Source organism: Sphaerochaeta sp. UBA5849 (genome assembly GCA_002432715.1).
Taxonomy (GTDB): domain Bacteria; phylum Spirochaetota; class Spirochaetia; order Sphaerochaetales; family Sphaerochaetaceae; genus Sphaerochaeta.
Map to the genome: position 1 here is coordinate 81571 of DJGJ01000066.1, position 24446 is coordinate 106016.

Sequence of the window (24446 nt, forward strand, 5' to 3'; positions counted from 1 at the left end):
CTTTGATTACATTAGAGTCATGAGAATAGAACGCATAGAACAACCGCAAGACCTTGAACACTTCGTAGCTCAGGACCTGGTCCAGCTCGCAAAGCAAAAAGAAGGCACTCTGCATATTGCTCTTTCCGGAGGCAGGAGTGCTCAGTTCATCGTCAAGGGATTACTCGCTGTGCAGCCATCAATCCTGAGTCGGGTTCACCTCTATCTGGTAGACGAGCGTCTTGAGGGGGAGAAGAATCTGGACACCCTTCTTGCGGCAGGACTTGAGCGTGCTGTTGCTTTGACTCAGCTTTCCATACCAAAGGCGCAACGAGAGCTCTCGACTTCCCCCTTTGATAGGGTATATTTAGGTGTAGGAGAAGATGGCCATATCGCGTCCTTGTTCCCCGGCAGACAACCGGAACAGGATACTGATCAAGTTGCAGTCGTTGAGCAGAGCCCCAAACCTCCAAAGCGGAGGGTTACTCTCACCTATTACGGATTCTCGAAGCTGGCCCGCAATGCAACAGTGTTCCTGCTGTTCCTGGGAGAGGGGAAACGAGACGCCTTGGAGCGATTGATGAGTGGGAAAGAACATGCAGACACCCTTCCTTGTGCGTACTTTGTGGACAATCAATTCCCTAATCGGATCATAACAGACCTGAAGGAGTAAGAAGGCTATGAAACGAATCATCATCCAATACGGCGGCACCGGAGACCTTGCACTGAAGAAATTGTACCCTGCCTATCAGAATCTTATGGAAAAGCAGTATGCATTTTCCGTTCTTGCCCTTGGGCGGCGGTATACCACCCGGGAGGAATTTCTCTTGCATTCGGTTGATGCTTCAGCTCCCGCCTCCTTCACCGATAATCTGGATTATTTGTACTATGACATGGCCGAATCCGAGGCCGTTTCCATTCTCACCAAAAAGCTGAGAAGCATGATCGAGGGAAGTAAAGAGGTAGAGTTCATCTACTATCTGGCGCTGCAGCCCTCGCTGTACGAGGATGCCATCCACCAAATCAAGGAAATTGATGCATCGCTGGATTGCATGTGCACGCTCACCAAGAAAATCGTGGTGGAAAAGCCATTCGGTTTCGATTTGGAAAGTGCACTGAGGTATAATGAAATACTTGAGAAAGCATTCACCGACGAGGAAATATTCCGTGTTGACCACTACCTTGGCAAGGAGTTCATGCAAAATTTGCTGCTCATGCGGTTCCACAACGACATCATCCGCAGAATCTGGGATAACAGGACCATCGAATCGATCCAGATTATTTTTGATGAAAAGCACGGAGTAGACCAGAGGTTGGGTTTCTACGAGAAAATCGGAGTCGTGCGCGATACCATCCAGAACCATATCATGCAAATCATCACATACTTGACGATGAGCGAGCCGGCTTCGCTTTCACCCGAGGATATCGCCATAGAAAAGGAGAAAGTACTACGCTCAATCTCCCCCATCCAGGAATTTCATATGGGAAGGTATGAGTCGTTGGGAGTCAACAGCGGCCACGTTGTGCAAACACCGACGTATGCTGCCCTGAAGCTGTTTGTGAACACCTATTACTTTGCAGACATTCCAATTTATGTGCGAACAGGCAAGATGCAGAAGGAAGCTAAATCACTGATTTATATCAAATTCAAGAATACAACCAAGCAGGTGATGCACGACCAGACCATCGCTGAGAACGGTGTGATCATCACCATTCACCCAGAGCTCACAATCGATATCAGTATGAACCTGAAAATGCCGAATACCAGCTGGAAATCAAAACCGGTTCGGTTCCGCTTCAACCAAAGCGAGACGTTCGGTGCGAACACACCCGAAGCATATGAGCAGATTGTTCAAAAGATCCTGATAGGCGACAAGAGCCTCTTCCCCACCATGAAGGAGATAACCGAAGCCTGGAGGATTGTAGGACCGATGCTCGAAAGCGATCTGGTAGGTGAAGTCTATCCGATTAGAACCCTGCCCCGTTTTGCAAGCCAGCTGGCCAAGGACAACAACTTCACCTGGTTTGATGAGACTGCGGGTGCAAAGTCTTGATGGAAGTCTGGCTCTGATACAAAACAGCCACCAACAAAGAGTCGCCTCTTCATTGATGGCTTTCTCAAAGGACCGGCACAGCCTTAGATCAGCACGTGCATCTTTTCCTTGATGGCGTGCAGGTTCTCGTTTCCGATTACATTCGCCTTCCGCGTCCCTTCAACTATCAGGTCCCTGACCTCACCTAGGTGGTTCTCATAGTAAGCCCTTCTCTGTCGGATGGGATCGAGCAAGGCATTCAGCACTTCGTTGAGCCGTTTCTTGCAGGCAACACATCCAAGCTGTGCATTGCGGCACCGCTCGGCAATATCGGCAGCCTCATCGGGATTGAACACGCAGTGATACTTGTAGACGTTGCAGATTTCCGGATGACCGGGAATCTTCACCGTAATTCTTGCCGGATCGGTGACGGCGTTACGTACCCGCTCCCATACCGTTTCAGGAGTATCGGAGAGATAGATTGCATTGCCCAGGCTCTTGCCCATTTTTGCATTGCCATCCAGCCCTGACAGCCTTCCCACGGTACTGAGTTTCGCTTCAGGTTCAACAATGGAGGTTCCATACATATCATTGAACTTGCGCACAATCTTTCGTGCCAATTCAATATGTGGAATCTGATCCTCACCAACGGGAACAAGGTGTGCATTGCAGAAGGTGATATCGGCGGTTTGACTCACCGGATATCCGAGAAATCCATAGGTGAGGTCGGCATACCCGTAGTTCTTCGCCTCGGTCTTGATCGTCGGGTTGTGCCTGAGTTGATTGACCGTCACAAGCATCGAGTAGAAGACCGTCAACTCTGCAATGGAGGTGATCTGACTCTGTTGGACCAAGGTAATCTTGGCAGGGTCGAGTCCTACTGAAAGGTTGTCTATGGCGACATCGTAGATGCTGGTGTTGATGAGCTCAGGATGCTCGAAGTGCGTCGTGAGGGCTTGCACGTCCGCCAGTAAAATGAACGTATCGTAGCTGTCCTGCAACTCCACCCTGCTCTTCAGAGAACCCACATAGTGTCCCAAGTGCAATCGACCGGTGGTACGGTCTCCTGTCAAGATTCGTTTCTTACTTTGTTCCACGAGACTTACTCCTCCTCTTTTGATTCCTGTTCAGGAATCGACGAAGAGGGAATGTTTACCCGCATCATGGTATGTTCCATGTTGCAGGAAGGGCAGACGGCAGGAGCCTCATGTTTGTCCAAAGACTGGACCAGTTCAACTCGTGCCTTGCAAAGCTGACACTCGTACTCATAAGAAGGCATCGTATGTATCTCCTCTCAGGCTTAAAGCATTCCAGTCAGACTGTGTCTGAGAGCTTCCATCTGCTCTTCGCCCAATTCCATGTGTTTGATCGTTACTCGATCATCCTCTATCAAAAACATCTTCATCAAGTCTGCAATCTTATAGGGAATCTTCTCCCGCTTCAATCTGGCAATGTATGCGGTGCGTACCATCTGGGACAGGGTGGATGCAAGCTTTGCAGTATCCATGGTGATATACGCATCCAAGGTATACGAGCCTGCATCATCCGCATTGATCAACAACAACATCGACTTCGCCTGCTTGATCACCGTATCGGGCAACCCAAGTCCCAAATCAAAAAAGGTTTCTGGATGCAGGGAATAGACAGCGATTGATGATTGTGCCATCTGCATGGCGGTCTGGTCATCGATCAACCGGTTTTTCGCTGCAAAGCTCGAATAGCTCTCCTCATACGAACCATTGGTGAAGAGCAGCTTGTCATTCTTCGGCGTATACAGCGAGACAGGCCCGCTCTTCTGGCTGAACCACGTAAGTCCGTCGCTGTTGCCCTTCCGTTCCAACTCCTTGGCGTACATCATGCCGGTATTGATAAGGAACTTCGGATAGTCACCTTCCACCACCCCATATGCCGAGATGGCATCGGCTTCCAAGGGATAGGCATCGGATGTAGGTTTCAACGCAAGAGATACCCTTCTGGAACGGCGCGCAAACTCTTCAAGATCCGAGAAGGCTGCCTGCACCAGCTCCTGCTCCTTGCGGGCATCGATGGTCACCACAATCACGTTCTCTTCACCCATCGCTTGGAAGTCATAGTAGGGCCGCCCCTTCTGTGACACGGTGGCACAGGAGGAGAGGACAACGACCGCCAAAACGAAAGCTGATGCAATCTTGCAGAATCTAACCATGCATTCAATCCTTCTCGACAAACAACCTCACCAAGTGATCGCCGCAATCAATTGCTTCACCATCCAGTGTAGCAAAGCTCATCGAGTTGGACAATGTTTCTTTTGCAATCGTCGGCCCAAAGTGCTCAAAGACCTGCTTGATGACCTCATCACCATCCCAGGTCAGGCGAATACGATCGGAGACTTCGAAACCACTCTCCTTGCGCAGATTCTGGATGGAGCGGACGATATCGCGGGCGATACCTTCCTCAAGCAGCTCTTGTGTAACCTTGGTATCGAATCCTACGGTCAAGGAACCATCGTTGAGGACTTTCACTCCCTCAAGCTCGGTGCGCTGTACAATGATTTCATCTTTGCTCACGGAAATCTCTCCGTTGCTGTAGGTGATCGTATGAGTCTTTCCATCGAGCATCGAAGCGATGGTTTTCCCATCAAGATCGGCAATGAGGGCAGCAACTTCCTTCATATCCTTGCCGAGCCTGCTTCCCAGCACTTTGAAGTTGGCCTTGGCGCTGTAGTCGACAAGTTCAGATTCATCGGAACTCAGGTGGACTTCCTTGACGTTGAGCTCTTCGGCAATAATGTCCTGCATCGAATTCAGGATTGCGCGCTCTTCCTCTTCCCTGTCGACAAGGAAGAGTGTCTTCAGAGGCTGGCGAATCTTCAAGTTGTTGGATGCGCGCAGCGCACGTCCCATGGCAATCGCCTTCTGCGTCAACGACATTTGATTTTCCAAGGCAAGGTCTCGTTCCTCATCGCAGTAGTCGGGATACATGCACAAATGGACGCTCTGAGGCATTTCACCGGTCCGCAGATTCTGGTAGATATCCTCGGTGGTGAAGGGAATGATCGGGGCCACCGCCTTGAGGAAGGTCAGAAGCACCTTGTACAGGGTGTCGTAGGCCTGTTTCTTGTCCGTGTCGTTCTCCCCCTTCCAGAACCGTCGGCGGCTTCGGCGGATGTACCAGTTGTTCAAATCATCAATGAAGGGAACAAAGAGTGAGCATGCTTTCTGGATGTCGTACGCTTCGAAGGCGGCGGTTGCTTCCTGAACAAACCGCTGCATGGCACTGATGATCCACCTATCCATGGGATTGGTCAAATCCTTGAATGCTGTCTCCGAGGGTTCATAGCCGTCGATGTTTGCATACGTCACAAAGAACGAGTATGCATTCCACAGGGGAATGATCAGGGTCTTGAGGACTTCCTTGACCGAATCCTCGCTGAATTTCAAATCCTCTGCGCGGACAACGGCACTGTTCATTAGGGCAAAGCGGAGCGAGTCGGCCCCGTAGAGCTTGACGATCTCCATCGGGTCGGTATAGTTGCGCTCGCTCTTGCTCATCTTCTTGCCTTCGGCGGTCAGGACGATGCCGTTGGTGATGCAGTGGGTGAATGCAGGCTTTTCCCATAAACCGGCAGCAATGACGGTGAGGGTATAGAACCAACCACGGGTCTGATCGAGTCCTTCACAGATGAAATCTGCAGGGAAGTGACTTTCAAAGTACTCCTTGTTCTCAAACGGATAGTGCTGTTGGGCATAGGGCATCGAACCGGACTCAAACCAGCAGTCAAGGACGTCTCCGATGCGCCTCATGGTACCCTTCCCGTCGGGGCTGGGCCAAGTCAGGTCGTCGACAAAGTGCTTGTGCAGGTCCTCGACCTTCTTTCCGCATTTCGCCTCAAGTTCGGCAACACTGCCGATCACCTCGATATGGTCGCTGCCGTCGCACTTCCACACGGGAATGGGATTTCCCCAGAACCGGTTGCGGCTGATGGCCCAATCACGTGCCCCCTCGAGCCACTTGCCGAAACGGCCGTACTTGAGGTGGTCGGGCATCCAGGTAATCTGTTCGTTGGAACTGAGCATGTACTGTTTGATCTTGTTGATGTCGACGAACCAACAGCTCATGGCCCTATAGATCAGAGGTTTCTTGGTTCGGTAGCAGAACGGATACGAGTGGAGATAGTTCTCGCGCTTGACCAAAAGATTGTGCTCTTTGAGGTAGGCAATGATATCCTTGTCGGTATCCTTGACAAAACGTCCTTCAAAATCGGGCACCTCATTGGTGAAGCGGCACTCCAGGTCTATCGGACAGACAACGGGAATCCCGCTTCCCTTGAGCACCTGATAGTCATCCTCTCCGAATCCGGGGGCTGTATGAACAATGCCGCAGCCGTCTTCGGTGGTTACGTAATCACCATTTACACAGACAAAGGCACCTTTTTCCTTCAAATCAGCAAAATACGGGAACAACGGCTGGTACCGCATCCCCTTGTAGAAGGTTCCCTTCCGCTCATCCACAATCTCGTAGGAGGCCGGGTCCTTGTAGTAATGGCCAAGACGGGCCTTGCCCAATATATAGTAATTCCCGTCACTCTTGTCATGGACCTTCACATAGTCGATTTCTGGCCCAAAGGCCAGGGCCAGGTTGGATGGAAGCGTCCAGGGCGTGGTCGTCCATGCCAGAAAGTAGGTATCTTTCTCTCCGTCGACGGCAAAACGAACGGTCACAGCCTGGTCGACCACATCCTGGTACCCGCCGAGGTTGACTTCAAAGTTGGAAAGCGGGCTTGCAAGGGCGGGGCTATAGGGAAGGATATTGTACCCTTCATAGATGTAGCCTTTCTCATACAGGGTCTTGAACACCCACCAGATGGTTTCCATGTAGTCGGTATCCATTGTGCGGTATCCGTTCTCCCAATCCACCCAGCGTCCCATGCGGTTGATGGTACTCTGCCACTCCTTGGTATAGCGCAGGACAATCGAGCGGCACTGCTCGTTGAACTTGGCTACGCCGTACTTGACAATGGCAGAATGACCACTGATGCCCAGCGTCTTTTCCATCTCATACTCAACAGGAAGACCGTGGCAGTCCCACCCGAAACCGCGTCTGACGCGCTTGCCTTTCATGGTGTGGTATCGGGGAATGGCATCCTTGATGGTTCCAGGAACCAAGTGGCCGAAATGGGGAAGGCCCGTGGCAAACGGAGGTCCATCGTAGAACACGTATTCGTTCTCCTGTGACCTTGATTCAATCGATTTCTTGAAAATATCCTCTGCCTGCCAAAACGACAAAACATTCTCTTCCATCTGGGGAAAATCCACTTTGGTGTTTACTGGACGAAACATACTTACTCCTCGCGTCTATGCAATCGCATGACGCCATTCTATTCATATCTGCAGGAAATGACAACCTTTGTGAGTTGTTTTTCCCGTTGACGTTCTTCGGCATGCGCGCTACTGTTCGCATATGAATGTCTTTTCGATTCCGCCTGTCATCCGCAGGTTTGCCCGGTACTTCACCGATGCAGGATTCTCCCTCTATATCGTGGGAGGGGCTGTGCGCGACCATCTTTTGGGCTTGAAAAGCGAAGACTATGATTTCACCACCGACGCTCTCCCCGACCAAGTGATGCAACTCTTCAAGCACGTGATACCGACCGGCATCGAGCATGGCACGGTTACCGTGCATTTTGAAAAGCAGAGCTTCGAGGTGACGACGTTCCGCAGTGAAGCCGACTATATCGACGGCAGGCACCCAAGCTCTGTTACGTTCATTCCCAGTCTCGAAGAAGATCTCAAGCGACGGGACTTCACCATCAATGCATTCGCAGCCGATTGCAGAGATGGACGCATCATCGATTTGCATGACGGGAAAAAGGATTTGAAAAACAAGATCATCAGGGCAATCGGCGATCCCCGGCAGCGTTTCGCAGAGGATGCACTGAGAATACTCAGGGCCGCCAGGATTGCAGCAAAACTCAATTTTTCCATTGAAATGCAAACCTTGTCGGCCATGGGAATGCTGAAGGAGAACCTTTCCAAGGTAAGTGCGGAGCGCATCCGCGATGAGCTGTTCAAGCTTGTACTCTCCGACCATCCCGCCACAGGACTTTCCTACCTCAAAGAACAGGGGATTCTCACCGTCATTCTTCCGGAGTTCAAGGCCTGTGATGGATTGTTCCAAGGGGGCATGCACCACGAGGATGTTCTCTCCCACTCCATCTCAGCCTGCCAGGCCTCTGCAGCATTTGCATCCACGTTGGAGGTTAGGCTGGCGGCATTGTTGCACGATATCGGCAAGTGCGAGGTAGTGGTCCCGACAGAAGACCGCAACACCTTCAAAGGCCACGAGCTGGTCGGAGAGATGATCACCCAGTCGTTGCTCAAGCGCCTCAAAGCAAGCAACAATCTGATCAAGGATGTCTCCCACCTTGTACGCCATCATATGTTCGATTATCAGAGCAATTGGAGCGACAGCGCGGTGCGACGCTTCATCGCCCGTGTAGGCCTACAGTACATCCCCCGGCTTTTGCAGCTCAGAATCGCCGATCAGGTTGCCATTCACGGCAAGGCCAATACCGTGTTGCTCGATGAACTGCACCATCGCATCAAGGCGATCATCGAAGAGCACGACGCCCTTTCAATCAAGGACTTGGCAGTGAATGGCAACGACTTGTTGGACTTGGGAATACCCAAGGGAGAAAAAATCGGGGCCACCCTCTCCTATCTCTTGGAGACGGTGCTCGATGACCCCGGACAAAACAACCGTGAGCAACTGCTCGATCTGGCTGAAAAGTATCAATCACTGGCAGTCTTCACCAACTGATCATAGGCCAGTTTCGCCGCCATCTGCTCAGCTTGTTTCTTGTTCGCCCCGCTGGCCGGTCCGAACACCCTGCCGTTCACATCGACTTCAACAAAGAACGTGAAGTCATGCTCCGGCCCTGTTTTCTTGACCAGTGTATATGTAGGAACCTTGCGCCAACGTTTTTGCATATATTCCTGCAGACTTGTCTTGTAATCACGATGATAATCATCATCGAGCACCGCCCTGATCTGCTGTTCGAGGTATCGCATGATGAAGGATTTGGCCGCTTCGAATCCGCTGTCCAGATAGCAAGCGGCAAAGAGGGCCTCCATGCAGTCGGCAAGCAGGGCCTTTTTCTCCCTGCCTCCGGTATTCTCCTCACCTTTTCCGATAAGCAGATACCGATCGACATGAAGTTGTCTTGCAATCATGGCAAGACTGTCTTCACTGACGACAACGCTCTTGATTTTTGAAAAATCCCCCTCCGCCTTGGCAGGAAGATTGTTGAAAAGCCAATCAGCGACGCACATCCCCAGGACACTGTCACCTAAAAATTCAAGTCTCTCATTGTTATCAACCAGCTCACTGGTCTCGTTGGCATATGATCGATGGGTAAAGGCAAGATTCAACAACGAAAGATTTGAGATGATGATGTTGCTTTCTCTGATAAATACAAGAAGCTCCCGCTCTCTTTCTGATGAGATGGCGGGAGCTCTCATGAAGAGTTTGCTCTCCATTGGGCTAATGTGCCTTAGAGTTTTGTTGCAAGGAAGTCTACTGCATCCTTAACCGTTTCAAACTCATTCGCCTTCTCATCAGGGATGGAAATTCCAAGTTCCTCTTCAATGGCATACACCAATTCGTAGGTATCAAGACTATCTGCTCCAAGATCCTTGCGGAAGGAGGCATCCATGGTGATCTTGCTCTCGTCGATCTCCAACTTCTCTGCAATCAAAGACTTTACTTTTTCAAAAACTTCTTTGCTATCCATCTCGCTTCTCCTGAGTATTACTTATTTGTCCTGCAGCTCGATGACCTGCACGCCACGATAGAATCCGCACTTGGGGCACACGCGGTGAGGCAGAACCATATTTCCACAGGTACCACACTGGGAGAGCGTGGGGGCAGCAAGACGCATGTTGGCAGCCTTTCTGGAAGCGGCACTAGCCTTCGAAGTCTTATATTTGGGTGTTGCCATGTTGATATCCTCTTACACTATGCAAAATTTTGACACGTTTAGAAGAATAACGGAAAAGCCCTAAAGCGTCAACAACTTGATTCGTTTTCTCATCAATTGTACGACAAGCGGGGGAACCATCGGGGAAATATCGGCCCCATATGCTGCCATTTCCTTGATGGCACTGGACCTAAGTTGGAAATATTTGGGGCTGGTAGGCATGAACAAGACTTCCAAATCTGGATTGAGTTGCTTGTTGGTCATCGCCAACTCGAACTCATATCCGAAGTCGACCAAGGCCCTGACACCCCTGATCATCACCCCTATCTGATGGGCCCGGGCAAAGTCAACGACCAGACCTCGATAGCTTACCACTTCGATGTTCTTGTGGTCGCAGAGAATCCGGCGCAGCATGTCCATGCGCTCATCAGGAGTAAACAGACACTGTTTTTGGACATTGTCCGCTACTACGACATACAGTTTCTCATATAAGAGTGCACTGCGTTCAATAATGTCGATATGCCCGTTTGTCGGTGGATCGAACGAGCCGGGGAGCATGGCGGTTCTGCTTGGTATACTCATTGCTTGGTCGCCTCCACGAATTTCTTCATCTGCTCAAAGGCTTCGGAATTCTCCCAAACAACACGTCTGATGAAGGTGAAAGTCCCATCCTCTTTGGTTTCCACTACTGCAAACGTGCCTCTGCCGATATAGCTGACCTTCTGATTGGCTGCAAGCGGCTGCTGGGCGGATATCTGTTCCAGGACACAGTCGAAATGACAGAACCCGCCCTCCGGGTGGGTCAATGCACTGGCTATGACATCAATGACCTGTCCGCAGATTTTGCAGGTTTCAAGCGGTTCCGACACTCGCTTGACCGGGAGCTGGGCAATGGTGCTGTGATATGGTTTCTTGGCTGTTTCAGGCAACAAGGTGTTTTTGGGTTTAGCGACGCTCTCTTTCTGTGCTTGTTTCGCCTTGGACTGCTTTTTTGATCGATTGCGCTTTTCTTTCCGGTTTCGTTCCTGTTTCAACTGCGCCTGCTCATTGACTGGTCTTTCTGCTTCCATCTCTACCTCGCATACCCTAGCCTACCTTGTTTTAGCAAGGAGGGCAAGAGAACAGAAAAGGACGGCAAGCTGCCGTCCCCTGTTTACGCTTGACAAACCACCGTTAGGCGTTCTTCTTGCGGATGAGTTCCTTGACCTTGGCCTTCTTGCCGACCTTGCCACGGATATAGTAGAGCTTTGCCCTTCTGACACGGCCCTTGCGAATGACTTCAATCTTCTCGATACGGGGAGAGTGCAAGGGGAAAATCCTTTCAACGCCCACACCGTAGGAAATCTTGCGGACAACGAACGTTCTCCGAATCCCACCATTGTTCTTGGCAATCACCAGGCCTTCGAAAACCTGGACACGTTCATTGGTACCTTCAATAATCTTGAAGAACACTTTTACGGTATCGCCAACGCAAAAATTCTCTGCATTTTCCTTCATCTGTTCTGACTCAATAGCCTTAATAACATCCATCGTCTACGGTCCCCTTCGCACTATGTTCTTTCAATACGTTTAAAATCTTTCTGGAGTTCGCATCCAAGGATGCCGTCTCCAACAAATCCGGCCGATGTGACAAAGTCTTCTCCAACCGTTTCTGCAGTCGCCATTGTCCAATTTTGGCATGATGTCCGCTCAATAATACATCAGGGACACCTTTTGAGCAATAGGTCTCAGGCCTTGTATAGTGAGGATATTCCAGCAGATTGTTGTGAAAACTCTCCTCTGAAAGTGAGTCGTTGGATATCACACCGTCCAAGAGACGGTAGACGGCATCGACAATCACCAAGGTGGAAACCTCACCGCTGCTGATAACATAATCCCCGATACAAATCTCGTCATCAACATATAGGTCTATCACCCGTTGGTCAATACCTTCATAATGACCGCAGATGAAGACCAATTCATCTTCCTTGCTCAAGTTCTCGGCATAGTGCTGGGTGAAGCGTTTACCGGAGGGGGAAGCGTACACGACCCGCTTGGACTCTGCCTTGATGGAGGCCAGCGCCTTGCACAGCGGATCGGTCTTGATCACCATGCCGGCTCCCCCACCGTAAGGAACATCGTCACAACTCTGATGCTTGTCGGTGGCAAAACTGCGGAAGTCAATGATTTCATACTCCACCAAGCCGCTTTGCACAGCCCGCCTCATGATTGAATTTTTAAAGAATCCCTCTACCATCTCCGGGAAAAGGGTGACAATCTGGATTTTCACGCGAGAATCCAGGGAGTCTTCAACTCAATCGTTCGGTTCTTCAAATCAACCTCTCCAATATACTCTTTCAGATAAGGTACCATATAGAGTTGTTCGTCCGCCGTTCGCACTTCCAGCAATACAGCCTGCGCACCGTCGATACTGCTGACCACCTCGGCCAGCGTTTCGCCTTCGTGCTCCAACGTGCAACCGATGAGGTCGGCAACATAGTACTGACCCTTTTTCAAAGGGGCCGCCTTGCTGCGTTCCACCAACAGGTGCTGACCGTTCAAGGCCCTCGCAGTTTCAGGATCATCGAATCCTGCAAACTTCATAAGGGCCTGAGAACCCTGCATCCTGAAACTTTGTATAGTAAGGCGCTGCTCTGTACCATCTTTTGCACGAAGAACCACCTCCTTGAGTTTTCCAAGGTAGGAACAATCGTCGTTGTGCGCATGAATCTTCACCTCACCGGTAATCCCAAACGGGCTTTTTACGGTAGCAGTCCAGAGCAACTCTTCCATACGTCAGTCCAGTATTTCGAGCACGGCACGCTTGCCGCTCTTGGTGGCTGAGGCACTCAGGATTGTCCTGATAGCCTTTGCAATGCGGCCTTGCTTGCCGATCACCTTGCCGACATCCTCACTGGCGACCTTCAGTTCAAGGATCGTGGACTTTTCGCCCTCGACCACATTGATGCTGACTTCGTCAGGGGCATCAACCAGTGATTTCACAATGTATTCAACAAGATCTTTTTCCACAACCATCTCCTGGAATTATTCCTGGACAGTTCTGGTTATAGTTACACCATTTCTGTTGAGCAGGCTTTTTACGGTATCGCTGGGCTGTGCCCCCTTGGCAAGCCATTCCTTGATTTTCTCGACCTTCAGTACTACCTGCTTGTCCTTCTCGGCCAAGGGGTGGTACTGACCAACCTCATCGAGGGTCTTGCTCTGGGTGTTAGCCCTTGAGTCCATCACCACGATACGGTAGTCAGGTCTCTTCTTGCTGCCAAATCTCTTCAGTCTCATGCTTGTGCTCACGTCAATTCCTCCTACGAATTCAACTCTACATACCCATCTGTTTCAGCATTGCAGCCTGGTATTTTTTATTTTTTGCCAACTTCTTCATCGTAAGTCGCATTTTCTCAAACTTCTTGAGCAATCGGTTGACATCGGACACAGTAGTCCCGCTGCCGTTTGCCACCCGTTTGCGTCTTGTCGGCCCCATTATATGGTAATTCGCACGTTCCGCATAGGTCATGGATAGGATAATTGCTTTCTCCTTGCGAATTTCCGCCTTGTCGATGTCATCTTCACTGATCTGGCCCTTGGCCCCGGGAATCATCTCCAACAGCTGTTCCATCGACCCCATCTTGTCCATATTGTTCAGTTGGTCGAGGTAATCCTGCAGGTCAAAGGTGTTCTTTGCCATCTTTTCCTGCATTCTGAGAGCTTCTTTCTCATCGATTGCGCTCTGGGCCTTTTCAACCAAGCTTACGATATCACCCATGCCAAGGATTCGGCCGGCGATGCGGTCTGGATAGAACGGCTCGATGTCGTCCATCTTCTCGCCGACACCGATGTACTTGATGGGTTTTCCAACAACCGAACGCAGCGAAAGTGCGGCACCGCCGCGGGTGTCACTATCGAACTTGGAGAGAATTACCCCGGTAATTCCGACTTTCTGCTCAAATTCCTGGGCAATGGCAACAGCGTTCTGACCGGTCATCGAGTCTGCAACAAAGAGCGTTTCATCCGGCTTGATGGCATCACGAACCCGCTGGATCTCATCCATGAGGGCCTGGTCGAGGTGCATGCGCCCGCTTGTATCGACGATCAGAATGTCGCGCTGCTCCTTCTTTGCCTGGGCAAGGGCTGCCTTTGCAACCTTGGAAGGGTCTTTCTCCCCGGCAAGGGTGAACACCGGCACACCAACCGACTCACCGAGGACTTGCAGCTGCAGGATGGCCGCCGGCCTGACCAAGTCGGCGGCAACCAACATGGGACGCCTGCCCTCCCGCTTGAGGCGGGAAGCCAGCTTGGCGCTGGTGGTGGTCTTGCCGGATCCCTGCAACCCCATCATCAGGATGACGGTGGTGGTGTCGGGACCCTTGAGCAGGAGTTTTTGATTCTCCTCATCCCCGAGCAGGGCGACCATGTGATCGTAGACGATCTTCACGAACTGTTGACCCGGATCGACGGCCTTGAGGACTTTCTCCCCAAGAGCTTCTTCCATGGTCCCATTGATGAAGCGTCTGACAACGCGCAGGTTTACGTCAGCATCCAGGAGCGCCACCTTGATCTCTTCAACGGCATCCTGGATGTTCTTCTCGGTTATTTTGGACTTGCCGGCAAACGTTCGCATGATGCCGGAGAACTTATCGCTTATTGAATCAAACATTACCTTACTCTATTATGAATTTCACTCAAGTTACATCTTATACCGTACACCAGTCTTTTCTGTCAAGAAGTGCCGAGAGACTGCCCTTCCTCATCGAAGGAAACGGCCTGTTGCCGGTCATTGAGAATGACCTGTTCCCCTGCAAAGTTCCCGATACGATAGCTGACCATGGTCGAAACCCCGGGCTCCATCTGGGTCACCCCCAAGAGGGTCTGGCTTCCCATGACTGTATGCTTGTTGTGTGTGATGATGATGAATTGGCTCTTGCGGGCGAACTCTTCCAGCACGGAGAGAAAATATCCGATATTTCGGTCGTCGAGGGCGGCATCGATCTCATCGAGGATGCAGAAGGGAGAGGGTTTTACCAGATACGTGGCAAACAGCAGGGCGACAGCGGTCATCGATCTCTCACCGCCACTGAGCAAGGCCAGATGCGTCAACTTCTTTCCCGGCGGCTGGGCCAGGATGTCGATCCCGCTCTCCAGGACGTTTTCTGGATCGACCAAAGTCAACTCCGCCCGCCCGCCCCCGAACAGGCGGCGGAACATCTCCTGAAAATTCTGGCTGATCTGCTTGTAGGAGGCAAGAAAAAGCTCCTCGCTGCGGCTCTTGATCTGGAGCACCACTGCATCGAGATCCGCTTTCGCCCTGTTCAGGTCATCCAGCTGCTTGGTCAGAAAGTCGTACTGCTCCTTGACCTCGCCGAACTCTTCCTCAGCCATCTGATTGATGTACCCCATTCCCTCGATATTTTTTCTCACCTCCTCCAACCGGGACTTGAGAACGGGAATGTCGAGGGTCTCTTCGCTCAATCTACCTTCAAACTCTTTCAGGCTCTTGCCGTAGTTGTCGAAGAAGTTGGTGTACAGCACAGCTATATTGCTTGCAAGCTGTTCAATCTGCAGCTCCAGCTTCTCCTTCTCCGACCGCATTTTCTGCAGCTCTTCATACCGCTCGTTCTTCTGGTCCTGCTTGCTCCTGATCTGATTGCTCTGCTGCTCAATGACCACGATCAAATCTTTCAAGTCGGCATTCAGCATAGCGATGCGGTTCTTATTCTCCTTCACCTCGCCCTCGACGCTGCGGATGTCCTCCTGCGTCTCATAGATCCGCTCCTGTGCCGTCTCAGAGAGCTTGACCGCATCCTTGTATTGATACTCCTGCTCAGTGACCGAACGCTGAAGCTTGGACACCCACTCCTTGGCGGCGCTCTTTTGCGAAAGCAGTTGATTCATGGCTACCTTCTGGTCGCTGATGGTGCCTTGGTATCGTTCAAGTTCGAGGCCCAGGCGGACATTTTCCTCCCGCAGGTAGGCAATCCGTTCACGATTCGACTGCACTTGCTTGCGTATTGCAGCCATCTGGTCGTCGAGGCGGTGCTTCTCGGAAATGGTGCCCTGGGGTGAAATGAGCTCGTCGAGGAAGGTCGGCTGCATGGCCTCATACTTTTGAAACAAGGCTTGGATGCGCTCAACGGCAATGGACATGTTCTGATGGAACTGAAGCTGCCTCTCAACCAGGTCCTGGGAAGAGAGGGTGGTATGGGACAGTTGCTTGAGGAACTGCGTCTGCTCCTCAAGGCTTTTGCGCATATACTCGATGGCTTTGACCAAGTCCGCCCTGGCAGCTTCCTTGCTGTTCTGGTTGTACCCGCTCTGCTTCAGCTTCTCCTCGAGTTGGATGACGATGATATCGGTCAGCTCCTTGATCTTCAACGAAAGCTCTTCAAGACTGTCATCAAGGCCCATGTTTTGGCCTTCAAGATCGGTAATCTCTTGGTTATGCCCATACAGCAGGGAACGCGTGGCGTCCAATGCTTTCTGGTTGCGGGCCATCTCCTCTTCAAGCTGGATGACCGAGGCGTCGATATCCGCCATCTCATCGAGTTTTTGGTCGATTTCAGCGGTATCGCGTTCAATATGTTCCAAAATGACCTGGCTGCGGGCTGCGGCTTGGTCCTTTTGCTGCAAAAAATCCCGGAAGCGCTGGGTCAACAAGTCGAGTTTATCCGCCTTGCCCTTGATGGATTCATCAAGTCGCTGCAGTTCCGTCTGCATGGTTATCCGCTCGGTTCCCAAGGCTCGAAGCTGGTCCTGCATCTGTTCAATTTCCTGGTCGCAACTGGTCAAGGAGCCCTTCTGCGACTCAAACTCACGCTCGTACCGCTCCTTCAACTCGATCTTGCTCTCACGCAGCATGATGTATGATTTGAGTGTTGAGAGTTGGACATCTACTTCGAGGGAGAATTGTTCTTGCTTGAGCGTGCGGTAGGAGGCCGCCTTGGCTGCCTGATTCTTCTTGGTTTCGTAGTTGCGCTTCACTTCCTTGAGAATGGTTTCCACCTGCAGGATGTTCTCATCAGTCTTTGCCAGCTTGCGTTCGGCTTCGATGCTTTGGACCTTGAATCGTGATATTCCTGCAGCTTCCTCGAATATATAGCGTCGGTCTTCCGGCTTTGAAGAGAGAATTTGGTCGATCTTTCCTTGCTCGAGAATGGAGTAGGCACTCTTTCCTACTCCAGTGTCATAGAAGAGCTCACGGATGTTCTTGAGCAGGACCCTGTTGCGGTTCAAATAGTATTCACTCTCGCCGCTTCGGAATATGCGTCGCTTGATCTCAACCTCAGCTTCTTCAATGGAAAGATGGCGTTCCTCATTGGAGATGACCAACGATACCTCTGCTACCTGAAGAGGTTTTCTCGTATCTGTGCCGTTGAAAATGATGTCTTCCATGCGGCCAGCCCGTAGTGTTTTCGTCGATTGTTCGCCAAGCACCCACTTGATGGCATCGACTATGTTGCTCTTTCCACATCCGTTGGGGCCAAGCAGGCTGGTAATTCCATCTGAAAATTCCAAATTCACTTTATCTGCAAAGGATTTGAAACCATATATCTCCAGGCTTTTTAGAAACAAAATACACCCTCTTTGTGCTTGACGCAGTAATGGGAGGATTATAGCATAGGTTGGTCGTCGGTAAAAGTAGGAGGAAAAAGCATGCAGGAGGCCTTGTTGTTCCCGATGGAGCACGATTACCGCGTAGTATGCGGCTTGGATGAAGCCGGCAGGGGGCCGCTGGCAGGTCCTGTGGTGGCTGGAGCAGTCATCCTGGGCCCCGACTTTCCCACCCACCTGCTCAACGATTCAAAGAAGCTGAGTGAAAAGCAACGCCTTGAAGCAGAAATGGTGATTAAAAATAAGGCCCTTTTTTGGGCTATCGCTCTGGCAACCGCCCAGGAAATCGACAGGATCAACATCCTGCAGGCTTCGCTTTTGGCCATGCAGCGCGCCTATGAGAAAATCAGCAGCAAAGTACGGGTGGATTTGGCCTTGGTTGACGGCAACCAACGCCCGAACCTGGATTGCATCACCCAGACGATTGTCGGTGGGGACGCCCTCGTTCCCCAAATCATGGCGGCCAGCATCCTTGCCAAGAATCAACGGGACAGATACATGGTTCTCTGCCACCAAAAATGGCCTCTCTACAATTTTGAGAAACACAAGGGCTATCCAACCGCCGAGCACCGAGATGCATGTCTGCTCTATGGCTTGTGCCCCATTCATCGGCGTACATTCCACATCAAAGGCAAACCGCAGAACAACAGCTGTCAGGCAACGCTCTTTTAGAGCAGCCGCATCATCGGCACAAATCGTATGCCGTCTCTCTCTTGTTCAGGAGCACACTGCTTGAACCCAAAGTGTTGGTAGGCCTCTACTGCCGAGAGTGCAGCGTTGACGCTGATTGCCGCCACACTGCTGTCCCGCTTCTTGCACAGCGATACAGCCTGTTCGACCAGTGCCTTCGCAAAGCCTTTTCCTTGGTGCTCACATTTGGTGAACAGCAAGCAGATATGGGAGTTTCTGCCAATTTCAATCAGGGAGACAAGCGTTCCATCCAAGAAGGCAACCAATCCGAATCCTCCGTCCGAAAGGCGGGCCTGCATCGCGCTTTCTTCGATGAATGCGTAGAAGGTCTGCCTTCCCTCTTCTGTATATGTCGAGGCAAGAACCTGGTCGAAGACTTCTCTTGCCAGGGCGCAGACTGCGGGAATATCCTGTGTCTGCATCTGTTTGATTTCCATCGATGCTACTCCTAATACAAGAAAGGCAGCCTCTCGGCTGCCCACTTGGTTTATTTCTGCTTGGAGTTCTGCTTGATGAAATCCAGGGATTTCTGCAGTTCCTTCAAGAATTCTCCCAAATCTTCCTGATAGACTATCAATGACTGCCTGATGAACTTGTCACTGTCAGGAGTACCCTTGCTCTCAACCAAATTGAGGAACATGTCCCCATAAATGTTCTCTTTCACATTAAAGAAATAGGTCCTGTCATTCTTGACAAGTCTCGTTGAATACACTTCTCCACGCTGTCCCACGCTCATAACCTCGCTTGTATCGCTATAGAGTACTTGTAACAGGCTTTATGCTCCTCTGTCAACTGCAGGTACTTGACGAAGAATTCAGAATACTTTATAAAAACACCGTACCAAGCATTTGCGCCTATCGTATAATGGTATTACCTCAGCCTTCCAAGCTGAAGAAGCGGGTTCGACTCCCGTTGGGCGCTCAAGAGAAACCTACACCAGTGCGTGTGGGTTTTTTGTTGTCTTATGCAATTCACCGGTATATCGCACCTCATAATTTTGCTATAGTATTGAATCGTACTGGAGGATTCATGGAACTCATACTCAAACGGTATGCACAGCTTATCATCGATGTGCAGCTCAAGCTGACCGAAGGCGACAGCCTTTCAATCAACACCGAAGCAACAACCATGCAATTTGCACGCCTGTTGGCCAGACAAGCATGTTTGACAACCCGCCAGAGCGTGACCATTGTGGAAACCAATCATGGGAAGGTTGTCCAAGCCTACCCGATTGAACCTGAGGAGAAGGAGATTTTCCGTCCGCCAGTGCACACGACGGTCATGTGCCATATCTTCGATCTTGATACAAATCCGTATCGAAATGCGGGCGACCTGTCCCTGGTTGTCGGTGAAGTAACAGCCATTGCAAAATTCGGCCATCTCAGCGACCCGGTGATCCTCGACCGCCGTATTGCCGTGCCATGGGCAAATGTTCCCTACCCCGGCATACGATGGGCGTCGGAACTGCTGGGAAAGGCTGTGAATGAAGATCGGATGTGGCATCTGTTCAGCATGCTCTATCGCCTGGATGATGGGTGGAACGTCTCATACTGGGAAGAGCAGGGAAATTTGTTGGAATATCGCAAGAACGCTTTGAACAAAATCGGCCATAGCCGTGTCACCTGTGTATCCGATGGTTGGCAGCTTGAAGTCGCGCTTGCACAAAACACGCGCTGGGCCGGCGGCAGGACCACGTTGGCGAGCAGACGCTACTTCTCCCCTACGCTGCCCGTCCAAGGCCTCCATGCCCCGTTGGACAGCTTTTCGGCCCAAGGGACTTTTTCGGCCTCTCGACCTTTCTATGTACTGGGCAGCGAAGTGACAGGAGCGTGGTTTACCGTGAAGGACGGAAGAGTCATCGATTGGCAGGCGGAAACCGGAAAAGAGGCACTGTCTGCCTTCTTCAACATTGATGAAGGAGCGAGACACGTCGGCGAGATTTCCCTTGCTGACAACGACACCATTGAGAGCCGATACATAGAAAAATCGATTCATCCGCATTTTGCCAAGGAAATCACCACGACGATTACGTTCGGGGGATTCTCCTTGGACACGCTTACCACCCAGGCCAACGACGAGGATATCCTCACAAGCAAATTGTGTGAATCCTTGGTACGATTGGAAATTCCCGTGGGAGACAGTCATCTAAGTGTCACCCTCCAAGCCGATGACGGCCAAATCCATGACGTCATGTTTGAAGGGGTACACACCTTATAGGAGTATACATATGGACCCAAAACTCATTGCTGCATATGCAGACCTCATCATTGAGAAAGGCATCAATCTTCAGAAAGGAAAGAATGTCCTCATCCTGACCGGGCCGGGGACGTACTACTTCGCCCGCGAGCTCAGCAAATCGGCATACAGGAAGGGAGCAACCTTCGTCCAGGTGCTTCTTGACGACCTGGACGTACTTGCATCCCGCCTGGCAGCCCAGGAGGAGGACCAGCTGACGTTCAACCCGGCCTACATGAAGGCACTCGACTATGAGATGTGCACCGAAGGCTGGTCCTACATCCGCATCGATGCCACCGAAGAGCGGCTCGACCACGCCGAGCTCGACCAGACAAAGAATCAGATTCTCGGCAAGGCGAAGCGAAGATTTCATGAAGCGCGAAGCAAGAAACTTATGCGCAGCCAGCTTGCTTGGTGTGTTTGCTGCGCCCCCGGCCCCCTGTGGGCCAAGCAGGTGCTTGGGCCGCAGGCTACCATCGATGATTTGATGAATGTGCTCAAGCCGATACTCCTGCTCGATACAAAAGACCCCGGTCTTGCATGGGAAGAGAAGAAAGAGATGCTGGACCGCCGAAGAACGTACCTGAACGACCAAGGAATCGATACACTTCACTTCAAGAGCAGCAAAACCGACCTCACCATAGGCTTCACCGACCAAGCCCGGTTCACCGGAGGTGCCGAAACGATGCCCGACGGGCTCCAATTCTTTGCAAACCTTCCCACCGAGGAGATTTTCACCACCCCCGACCGGCTTCGGGCCGACGGATATGTTACGACCACCAAACCGGTAAGTGTTCTCGATGTCAAGACCGAAGAAGTGCGCCTTGTCTTCAAGGATGGAAAGGTAATCGACTACAGCGCCCGCGAAGGCAAGGAAGCGATGGATACCTTCTTCTCCATCGACGAAGGAACCCGACGTCTCGGAGAAGTGGCTCTGGTGGATGAGACCAGCCCCATCGCGCAGAGCAACTACATCTTCAACTCAATCCTGCTGGATGAGAATGCTTCCTGCCACCTCGCCCTAGGCGATGGCTATCCTACGGCATTGGCGAATGGGGCGTTGCTTTCCACCGATGAGCAGCTGCATGAAGCCGGATGCAATACCAGTCTCATGCATGTCGATTTCATGATTGGTTCCAAGGACATGGACATCGACGCCACCACCGGCGACGGGAAGACTTTTGCAGTAATGAGAAAGGGAGTATTTGTCTTTTAGTTGAGCTCGCTGATCAAGCGAAGGCCGTCCATGGTGTGCATTGCCGAGACTTGATTGATCCGCTCGATCAAGGGAGCTATGGTTTGGCTGAGGCCTCCGGTCGCAATGACGAAGACCTCACAGCCAAGCTCCTGTTCGGTGCGCTCGATGATTGCCTTCACCATACCGGCATACCCGAACATGATTCCACTGCGAATCGATTCCTGGCTGTTTCGACCGATGACCGTCTGAGGAATCTTCAGCTCGACCTGCGGCAGCTGGGCGGTATTGCCGAACAAGGCATTCACCGCAGTGACCAAGCCCGGAGCGATGGATGCACCGAGGACTGCGCCGTCGCTGTCGACCGTGGTCAGCGTGAGTGCTGTTCCGAAGTCCACCACCACCACCGGTTGATTGGGGTGCACATAGTGGGCCTGGGCTGCGTTGGCGAGCAGGTCGCTTCCCAATTCCTCGGGAATCGTCTCTTTCTTCAACCCTGTTTCCACCTGATGGTCGACCATGAGGGGTTGGACGTCGAACAGCCTGATGATGTTCTTCTGCATCGAGCGCGTCAAGTTCGGCACGACCGAACTGATGACCGCCCTGTTGATATCATGCTTATGGAGGCCTGCGTGACTCATCAGGCTGTCCAGCACGACGAAATACTCGTCACTGGTCTTCTTCTGGTCGCTGTACATCCGAAACGACTGCACCCACCTCATTCCGTCATGGACTGCAATGACAATATTTGTGTTTCCGATATCTACTGCAACCAGCATGGAGCCTCCCTAGAGCGCTATTGCGTGGTGTGAGCCTCTGTACTTCTCATCCCGCAAAGCCTTGATGGATTCGTCATTGAAATAATCCTCAAAGCCCATCATTCTGTCAATGACCCCGTTTGGTGTAAATTCGATGATCCGGTTTGCGATTGACTCGACAAACTGATGGTCATGGCTGTTGAAGAGCAGAACCCCGGAGAAATCGATAAGAGCGTTGTTGAGGGCGGTGATGGCCTCCAAATCAAGATGACTGGTTGGTTCATCGAAAATCAGGCAGTTTGCCTGCTCGAGCATCATGCGCGACAGTACGCACCGCACCTTCTCGCCTCCGCTGAGCACCGTACAGTCCTTGAGGGCCTCATCACCGCTGAAAAGCATGCGTCCGAGGAAGGAGCGGATATAAGTATCGTCCTTGTCCTCGCTGTAATTGCGCAGCCAGTCGGTGATGGAGACATGCTCGGTGAACAGGTGGCTGTTGTTCTTGGGGAAGTAGGACAGGCTGGTAGTCACACCCCAGGTGTAAGTACCCTCATCGCTTTGCATGTTGCCGGTGAGTATCTCGAACAATACCGTCTTGGCATAGTGGTTGGGGCCGACGAAGGCAACCTTGTCCCCGTTGTTGAGCACCAGGTCGAAGTTGTCCAGCACCTTCTCTCCGTCGATGACCTTGGTCAGGCCCTTGACTTCAAGAATGTTCTTGCCGCACTCGCGCATCGGCTTGAATGCAACATAGGGGAATCTTCGGCTTGAGGGCTTGATATCGTCTATGGTGAGCTTGTCAATAAGCTTCTTTCGGCTGGTAGCCTGCTTTGCCTTTGCCACATTGCTGGAAAAGCGAAGGATGAACTCCTTCAACTCTGAAATTTTTTCTTCGCGCCGCTTCTTCTCATCCTTCATCTGCTTGGCTGCCAGCTGGCTGGACAGGTACCAGAAGTCATAGTTGCCGACATAGAGCTGAATCTTGCCGAAGTCGATGTCTGCAATATGGGTGCAGACGGTATTGAGGAAGTGACGGTCGTGACTGACAACGATGACGGTGTTGTCAAAGTTGGCAAGGAAGTCTTCAAGCCAGTGAATCGATTCGAGGTCAAGGTGGTTGGTCGGTTCATCCAGCAAGAGAATATCGGGATTTCCGAACAGGGCTTGGGCGAGGAGAACACGAACTTTCACGTTGTCCTCAACGTCACTCATTTTCTTCTGCTGCAAATCAGTGGCGATTCCCAGACCATTGAGCATCTGGGCGGCCTGGGCCTCAGCCTCCCATCCTCCCATTTCAGCGAATTCACCTTCAAGTTCAGCCGCCCTCAAGCCATCCTCCTCGGTGAAGTCCTCTTTCGAATAGATGGTGTCCCGTTCCTTCATCACGGCATACAGCTGCTCATAGCCCATAATGACTGTTTCAAGAACCGTATAATCGTTGAAGGCAAAATGATCCTGTCTGAGTACAGCCATCCGCTGGCCGGATGAGATGATGATTTCCCCGGTATCGGCTTCAATCTCCCCCGAGAGAATCTTGAGGAAGGTCGACTTGCCGGCACCGTTGGCACCGATGATGCCATAGCAGTTGCCGGGTGTGAATTTGATATTTACTTCCTTGAAAAGAACCTGGGTTCCATAGGAAAGACTGATATTTGATGCTGTAATCATAGTGTGCGGTTCCTTATGCTTAGTATACCGATAAAAAAAGGCAACCTACAAGGTTGCCCCTTCCTCATTCGTTTTAGTTCCTAGGGGAATCGAACCCCTATTTAGAGACTGAGAATCTCCTGTCCTAACCATTAGACGAAGGAACCGATGCCTGGGATGGAGGGATTCGAACCCCCAAAGGCAGAACCAGAATCTGCAGTGTTACCATTACACTACATCCCAATCTGAAAATCCTGTGGTAGGATACGGAAATGCGTATGCTTTGTCAAGGGGATGGGGAAATTTATTCCTACTCCACTGTCTCGGATATGAATTCTTCCAATCATTCC

At 51.4% G+C, this 24446-nt stretch carries 26 protein-coding genes and 3 tRNA genes; 7 read left to right on the forward strand and 22 right to left on the reverse strand.

Annotation, left to right across the window (positions count from 1 at the left end; all coding sequences use genetic code 11):
• Window positions 1–19 precede the first annotated feature (19 nt).
• On the forward strand, window positions 20–652 hold the full coding sequence (locus B3K89_RS11645; RefSeq protein ID WP_293893609.1) for a 6-phosphogluconolactonase: 633 nt from the start codon (window positions 20–22) through the stop codon (window positions 650–652).
• 7 nt (window positions 653–659) lie between these two features.
• Window positions 660–2033 (forward strand): glucose-6-phosphate dehydrogenase, encoded by a 1374-nt coding sequence (locus tag B3K89_RS11650; protein ID WP_293893606.1) that lies wholly within the window; start codon window positions 660–662, stop codon window positions 2031–2033.
• Between the two features lie 83 nt (window positions 2034–2116).
• On the opposite strand, the gene trpS is transcribed toward B3K89_RS11650, so the two are convergent.
• Genes trpS through ileS form a run of 4 tightly spaced genes read right to left on the reverse strand, consistent with a single transcriptional unit; the run spans window position 2117 to window position 7330 of the window.
• Window positions 2117–3109, reverse strand: coding sequence for a tryptophan--tRNA ligase (trpS, locus tag B3K89_RS11655; RefSeq protein ID WP_320349586.1), 993 nt, complete (start codon window positions 3107–3109; stop codon window positions 2117–2119).
• 5 nt (window positions 3110–3114) lie between these two features.
• The gene (locus tag B3K89_RS11660) at window positions 3115–3291 is read right to left on the reverse strand and encodes an FmdB family zinc ribbon protein (protein ID WP_293893600.1); all 177 of its coding nucleotides are present in this window, start codon (window positions 3289–3291) and stop codon (window positions 3115–3117) included.
• A 21-nt stretch (window positions 3292–3312) separates the two neighbouring features.
• The gene (locus B3K89_RS11665) at window positions 3313–4197 is read right to left on the reverse strand and encodes a hypothetical protein (RefSeq protein ID WP_293893597.1); all 885 of its coding nucleotides are present in this window, start codon (window positions 4195–4197) and stop codon (window positions 3313–3315) included.
• Window positions 4198–4201: 4 nt separating this feature from the next.
• The gene (gene ileS / locus B3K89_RS11670) at window positions 4202–7330 is read right to left on the reverse strand and encodes an isoleucine--tRNA ligase (protein ID WP_320349585.1); all 3129 of its coding nucleotides are present in this window, start codon (window positions 7328–7330) and stop codon (window positions 4202–4204) included.
• A 121-nt stretch (window positions 7331–7451) separates the two neighbouring features.
• Here ileS and B3K89_RS11675 point away from each other — a divergent pair, with 121 nt between their 5' ends.
• Entirely contained in the window at window positions 7452–8810 is a 1359-nt protein-coding gene (locus tag B3K89_RS11675) for a CCA tRNA nucleotidyltransferase (protein ID WP_293893591.1), read from the forward strand.
• On the opposite strand, the gene rnc is transcribed toward B3K89_RS11675, so the two are convergent.
• The 12 genes from rnc to B3K89_RS11735 all read right to left on the reverse strand — a co-directional run bounded on the left by rnc (window position 8783) and on the right by B3K89_RS11735 (window position 17532).
• Complete coding sequence (rnc, locus tag B3K89_RS11680; protein WP_293893588.1) at window positions 8783–9529, reverse strand: ribonuclease III; 747 nt, start codon at window positions 9527–9529, stop codon at window positions 8783–8785. The genes B3K89_RS11675 and rnc overlap by 28 nt on opposite strands.
• Before the next feature lie 14 nt (window positions 9530–9543).
• The gene (gene acpP / locus B3K89_RS11685) at window positions 9544–9783 is read right to left on the reverse strand and encodes an acyl carrier protein (protein WP_293893585.1); all 240 of its coding nucleotides are present in this window, start codon (window positions 9781–9783) and stop codon (window positions 9544–9546) included.
• A 21-nt stretch (window positions 9784–9804) separates the two neighbouring features.
• Window positions 9805–9990: a 50S ribosomal protein L32 gene (rpmF, locus tag B3K89_RS11690; RefSeq protein ID WP_013606986.1), complete on the reverse strand. Its 186-nt coding sequence runs from the start codon at window positions 9988–9990 to the stop codon at window positions 9805–9807.
• Window positions 9991–10050: 60 nt separating this feature from the next.
• Window positions 10051–10551: a pantetheine-phosphate adenylyltransferase gene (gene coaD, locus B3K89_RS11695; protein ID WP_293893576.1), complete on the reverse strand. Its 501-nt coding sequence runs from the start codon at window positions 10549–10551 to the stop codon at window positions 10051–10053.
• The gene (locus B3K89_RS11700) at window positions 10548–11039 is read right to left on the reverse strand and encodes a hypothetical protein (RefSeq protein ID WP_293893573.1); all 492 of its coding nucleotides are present in this window, start codon (window positions 11037–11039) and stop codon (window positions 10548–10550) included. Before B3K89_RS11700 ends, coaD begins: the two co-directional genes overlap by 4 nt.
• 103 nt (window positions 11040–11142) lie before the next feature.
• On the reverse strand, window positions 11143–11499 hold the full coding sequence (gene rplS, locus B3K89_RS11705) for a 50S ribosomal protein L19 (protein WP_244774983.1): 357 nt from the start codon (window positions 11497–11499) through the stop codon (window positions 11143–11145).
• Entirely contained in the window at window positions 11486–12238 is a 753-nt protein-coding gene (trmD, locus tag B3K89_RS11710) for a tRNA (guanosine(37)-N1)-methyltransferase TrmD (RefSeq protein ID WP_293910664.1), read from the reverse strand. Before trmD ends, rplS begins: the two co-directional genes overlap by 14 nt.
• Window positions 12235–12741 carry a ribosome maturation factor RimM gene (rimM, locus tag B3K89_RS11715; RefSeq protein ID WP_293893559.1) on the reverse strand — a complete coding sequence of 169 codons (507 nt, stop codon included), beginning with the start codon at window positions 12739–12741 and terminating at the stop codon, window positions 12235–12237. The genes trmD and rimM overlap by 4 nt, the downstream gene beginning before the upstream one ends.
• Window positions 12742–12744: 3 nt before the next feature.
• On the reverse strand, window positions 12745–12978 hold the full coding sequence (locus B3K89_RS11720) for a KH domain-containing protein (RefSeq protein WP_345907433.1): 234 nt from the start codon (window positions 12976–12978) through the stop codon (window positions 12745–12747).
• A 15-nt stretch (window positions 12979–12993) separates the two neighbouring features.
• Complete coding sequence (gene rpsP, locus B3K89_RS11725; RefSeq protein ID WP_293893553.1) at window positions 12994–13260, reverse strand: 30S ribosomal protein S16; 267 nt, start codon at window positions 13258–13260, stop codon at window positions 12994–12996.
• A gap of 25 nt (window positions 13261–13285) precedes the next feature.
• Window positions 13286–14620 carry a signal recognition particle protein gene (gene ffh / locus B3K89_RS11730; protein ID WP_293893551.1) on the reverse strand — a complete coding sequence of 445 codons (1335 nt, stop codon included), beginning with the start codon at window positions 14618–14620 and terminating at the stop codon, window positions 13286–13288.
• Window positions 14621–14682: 62 nt separating this feature from the next.
• Window positions 14683–17532, reverse strand: coding sequence for a chromosome segregation SMC family protein (locus tag B3K89_RS11735; RefSeq protein WP_293893549.1), 2850 nt, complete (start codon window positions 17530–17532; stop codon window positions 14683–14685).
• A gap of 81 nt (window positions 17533–17613) precedes the next feature.
• Between B3K89_RS11735 and B3K89_RS11740 the strand changes: the two genes are divergently transcribed.
• Window positions 17614–18243 (forward strand): ribonuclease HII, encoded by a 630-nt coding sequence (locus tag B3K89_RS11740; protein WP_293893547.1) that lies wholly within the window; start codon window positions 17614–17616, stop codon window positions 18241–18243.
• Here B3K89_RS11740 and B3K89_RS11745 read toward each other — a convergent pair.
• Window positions 18240–18698: a GNAT family N-acetyltransferase gene (locus B3K89_RS11745; protein ID WP_293893545.1), complete on the reverse strand. Its 459-nt coding sequence runs from the start codon at window positions 18696–18698 to the stop codon at window positions 18240–18242. The genes B3K89_RS11740 and B3K89_RS11745 overlap by 4 nt on opposite strands.
• A 50-nt stretch (window positions 18699–18748) precedes the next feature.
• Window positions 18749–18997, reverse strand: coding sequence for a DUF3276 family protein (locus B3K89_RS11750; RefSeq protein WP_293893542.1), 249 nt, complete (start codon window positions 18995–18997; stop codon window positions 18749–18751).
• A gap of 114 nt (window positions 18998–19111) precedes the next feature.
• Between B3K89_RS11750 and B3K89_RS11755 the strand changes: the two genes are divergently transcribed.
• The 3 genes from B3K89_RS11755 to B3K89_RS11765 all read left to right on the forward strand — a co-directional run bounded on the left by B3K89_RS11755 (window position 19112) and on the right by B3K89_RS11765 (window position 21712).
• Window positions 19112–19182 (forward strand) — tRNA-Gly (locus tag B3K89_RS11755).
• Window positions 19183–19290: 108 nt separating this feature from the next.
• Entirely contained in the window at window positions 19291–20478 is a 1188-nt protein-coding gene (locus B3K89_RS11760; protein ID WP_345907434.1) for an aminopeptidase, read from the forward strand.
• A gap of 10 nt (window positions 20479–20488) precedes the next feature.
• Window positions 20489–21712, forward strand: coding sequence for an aminopeptidase (locus B3K89_RS11765; protein WP_293893536.1), 1224 nt, complete (start codon window positions 20489–20491; stop codon window positions 21710–21712).
• Here B3K89_RS11765 and B3K89_RS11770 read toward each other — a convergent pair.
• The 4 genes from B3K89_RS11770 to B3K89_RS11785 all read right to left on the reverse strand — a co-directional run bounded on the left by B3K89_RS11770 (window position 21709) and on the right by B3K89_RS11785 (window position 24339).
• Window positions 21709–22470: a type III pantothenate kinase gene (locus B3K89_RS11770; protein WP_293893533.1), complete on the reverse strand. Its 762-nt coding sequence runs from the start codon at window positions 22468–22470 to the stop codon at window positions 21709–21711. The genes B3K89_RS11765 and B3K89_RS11770 overlap by 4 nt on opposite strands.
• A 9-nt stretch (window positions 22471–22479) precedes the next feature.
• Complete coding sequence (locus B3K89_RS11775; RefSeq protein WP_293893530.1) at window positions 22480–24117, reverse strand: ABC-F family ATP-binding cassette domain-containing protein; 1638 nt, start codon at window positions 24115–24117, stop codon at window positions 22480–22482.
• A 74-nt stretch (window positions 24118–24191) separates the two neighbouring features.
• Window positions 24192–24263, reverse strand: a tRNA-Glu gene (locus B3K89_RS11780).
• Between the two features lie 5 nt (window positions 24264–24268).
• Window positions 24269–24339: transfer RNA gene (locus B3K89_RS11785), tRNA-Gln, on the reverse strand.
• Window positions 24340–24446 lie beyond the last annotated feature (107 nt).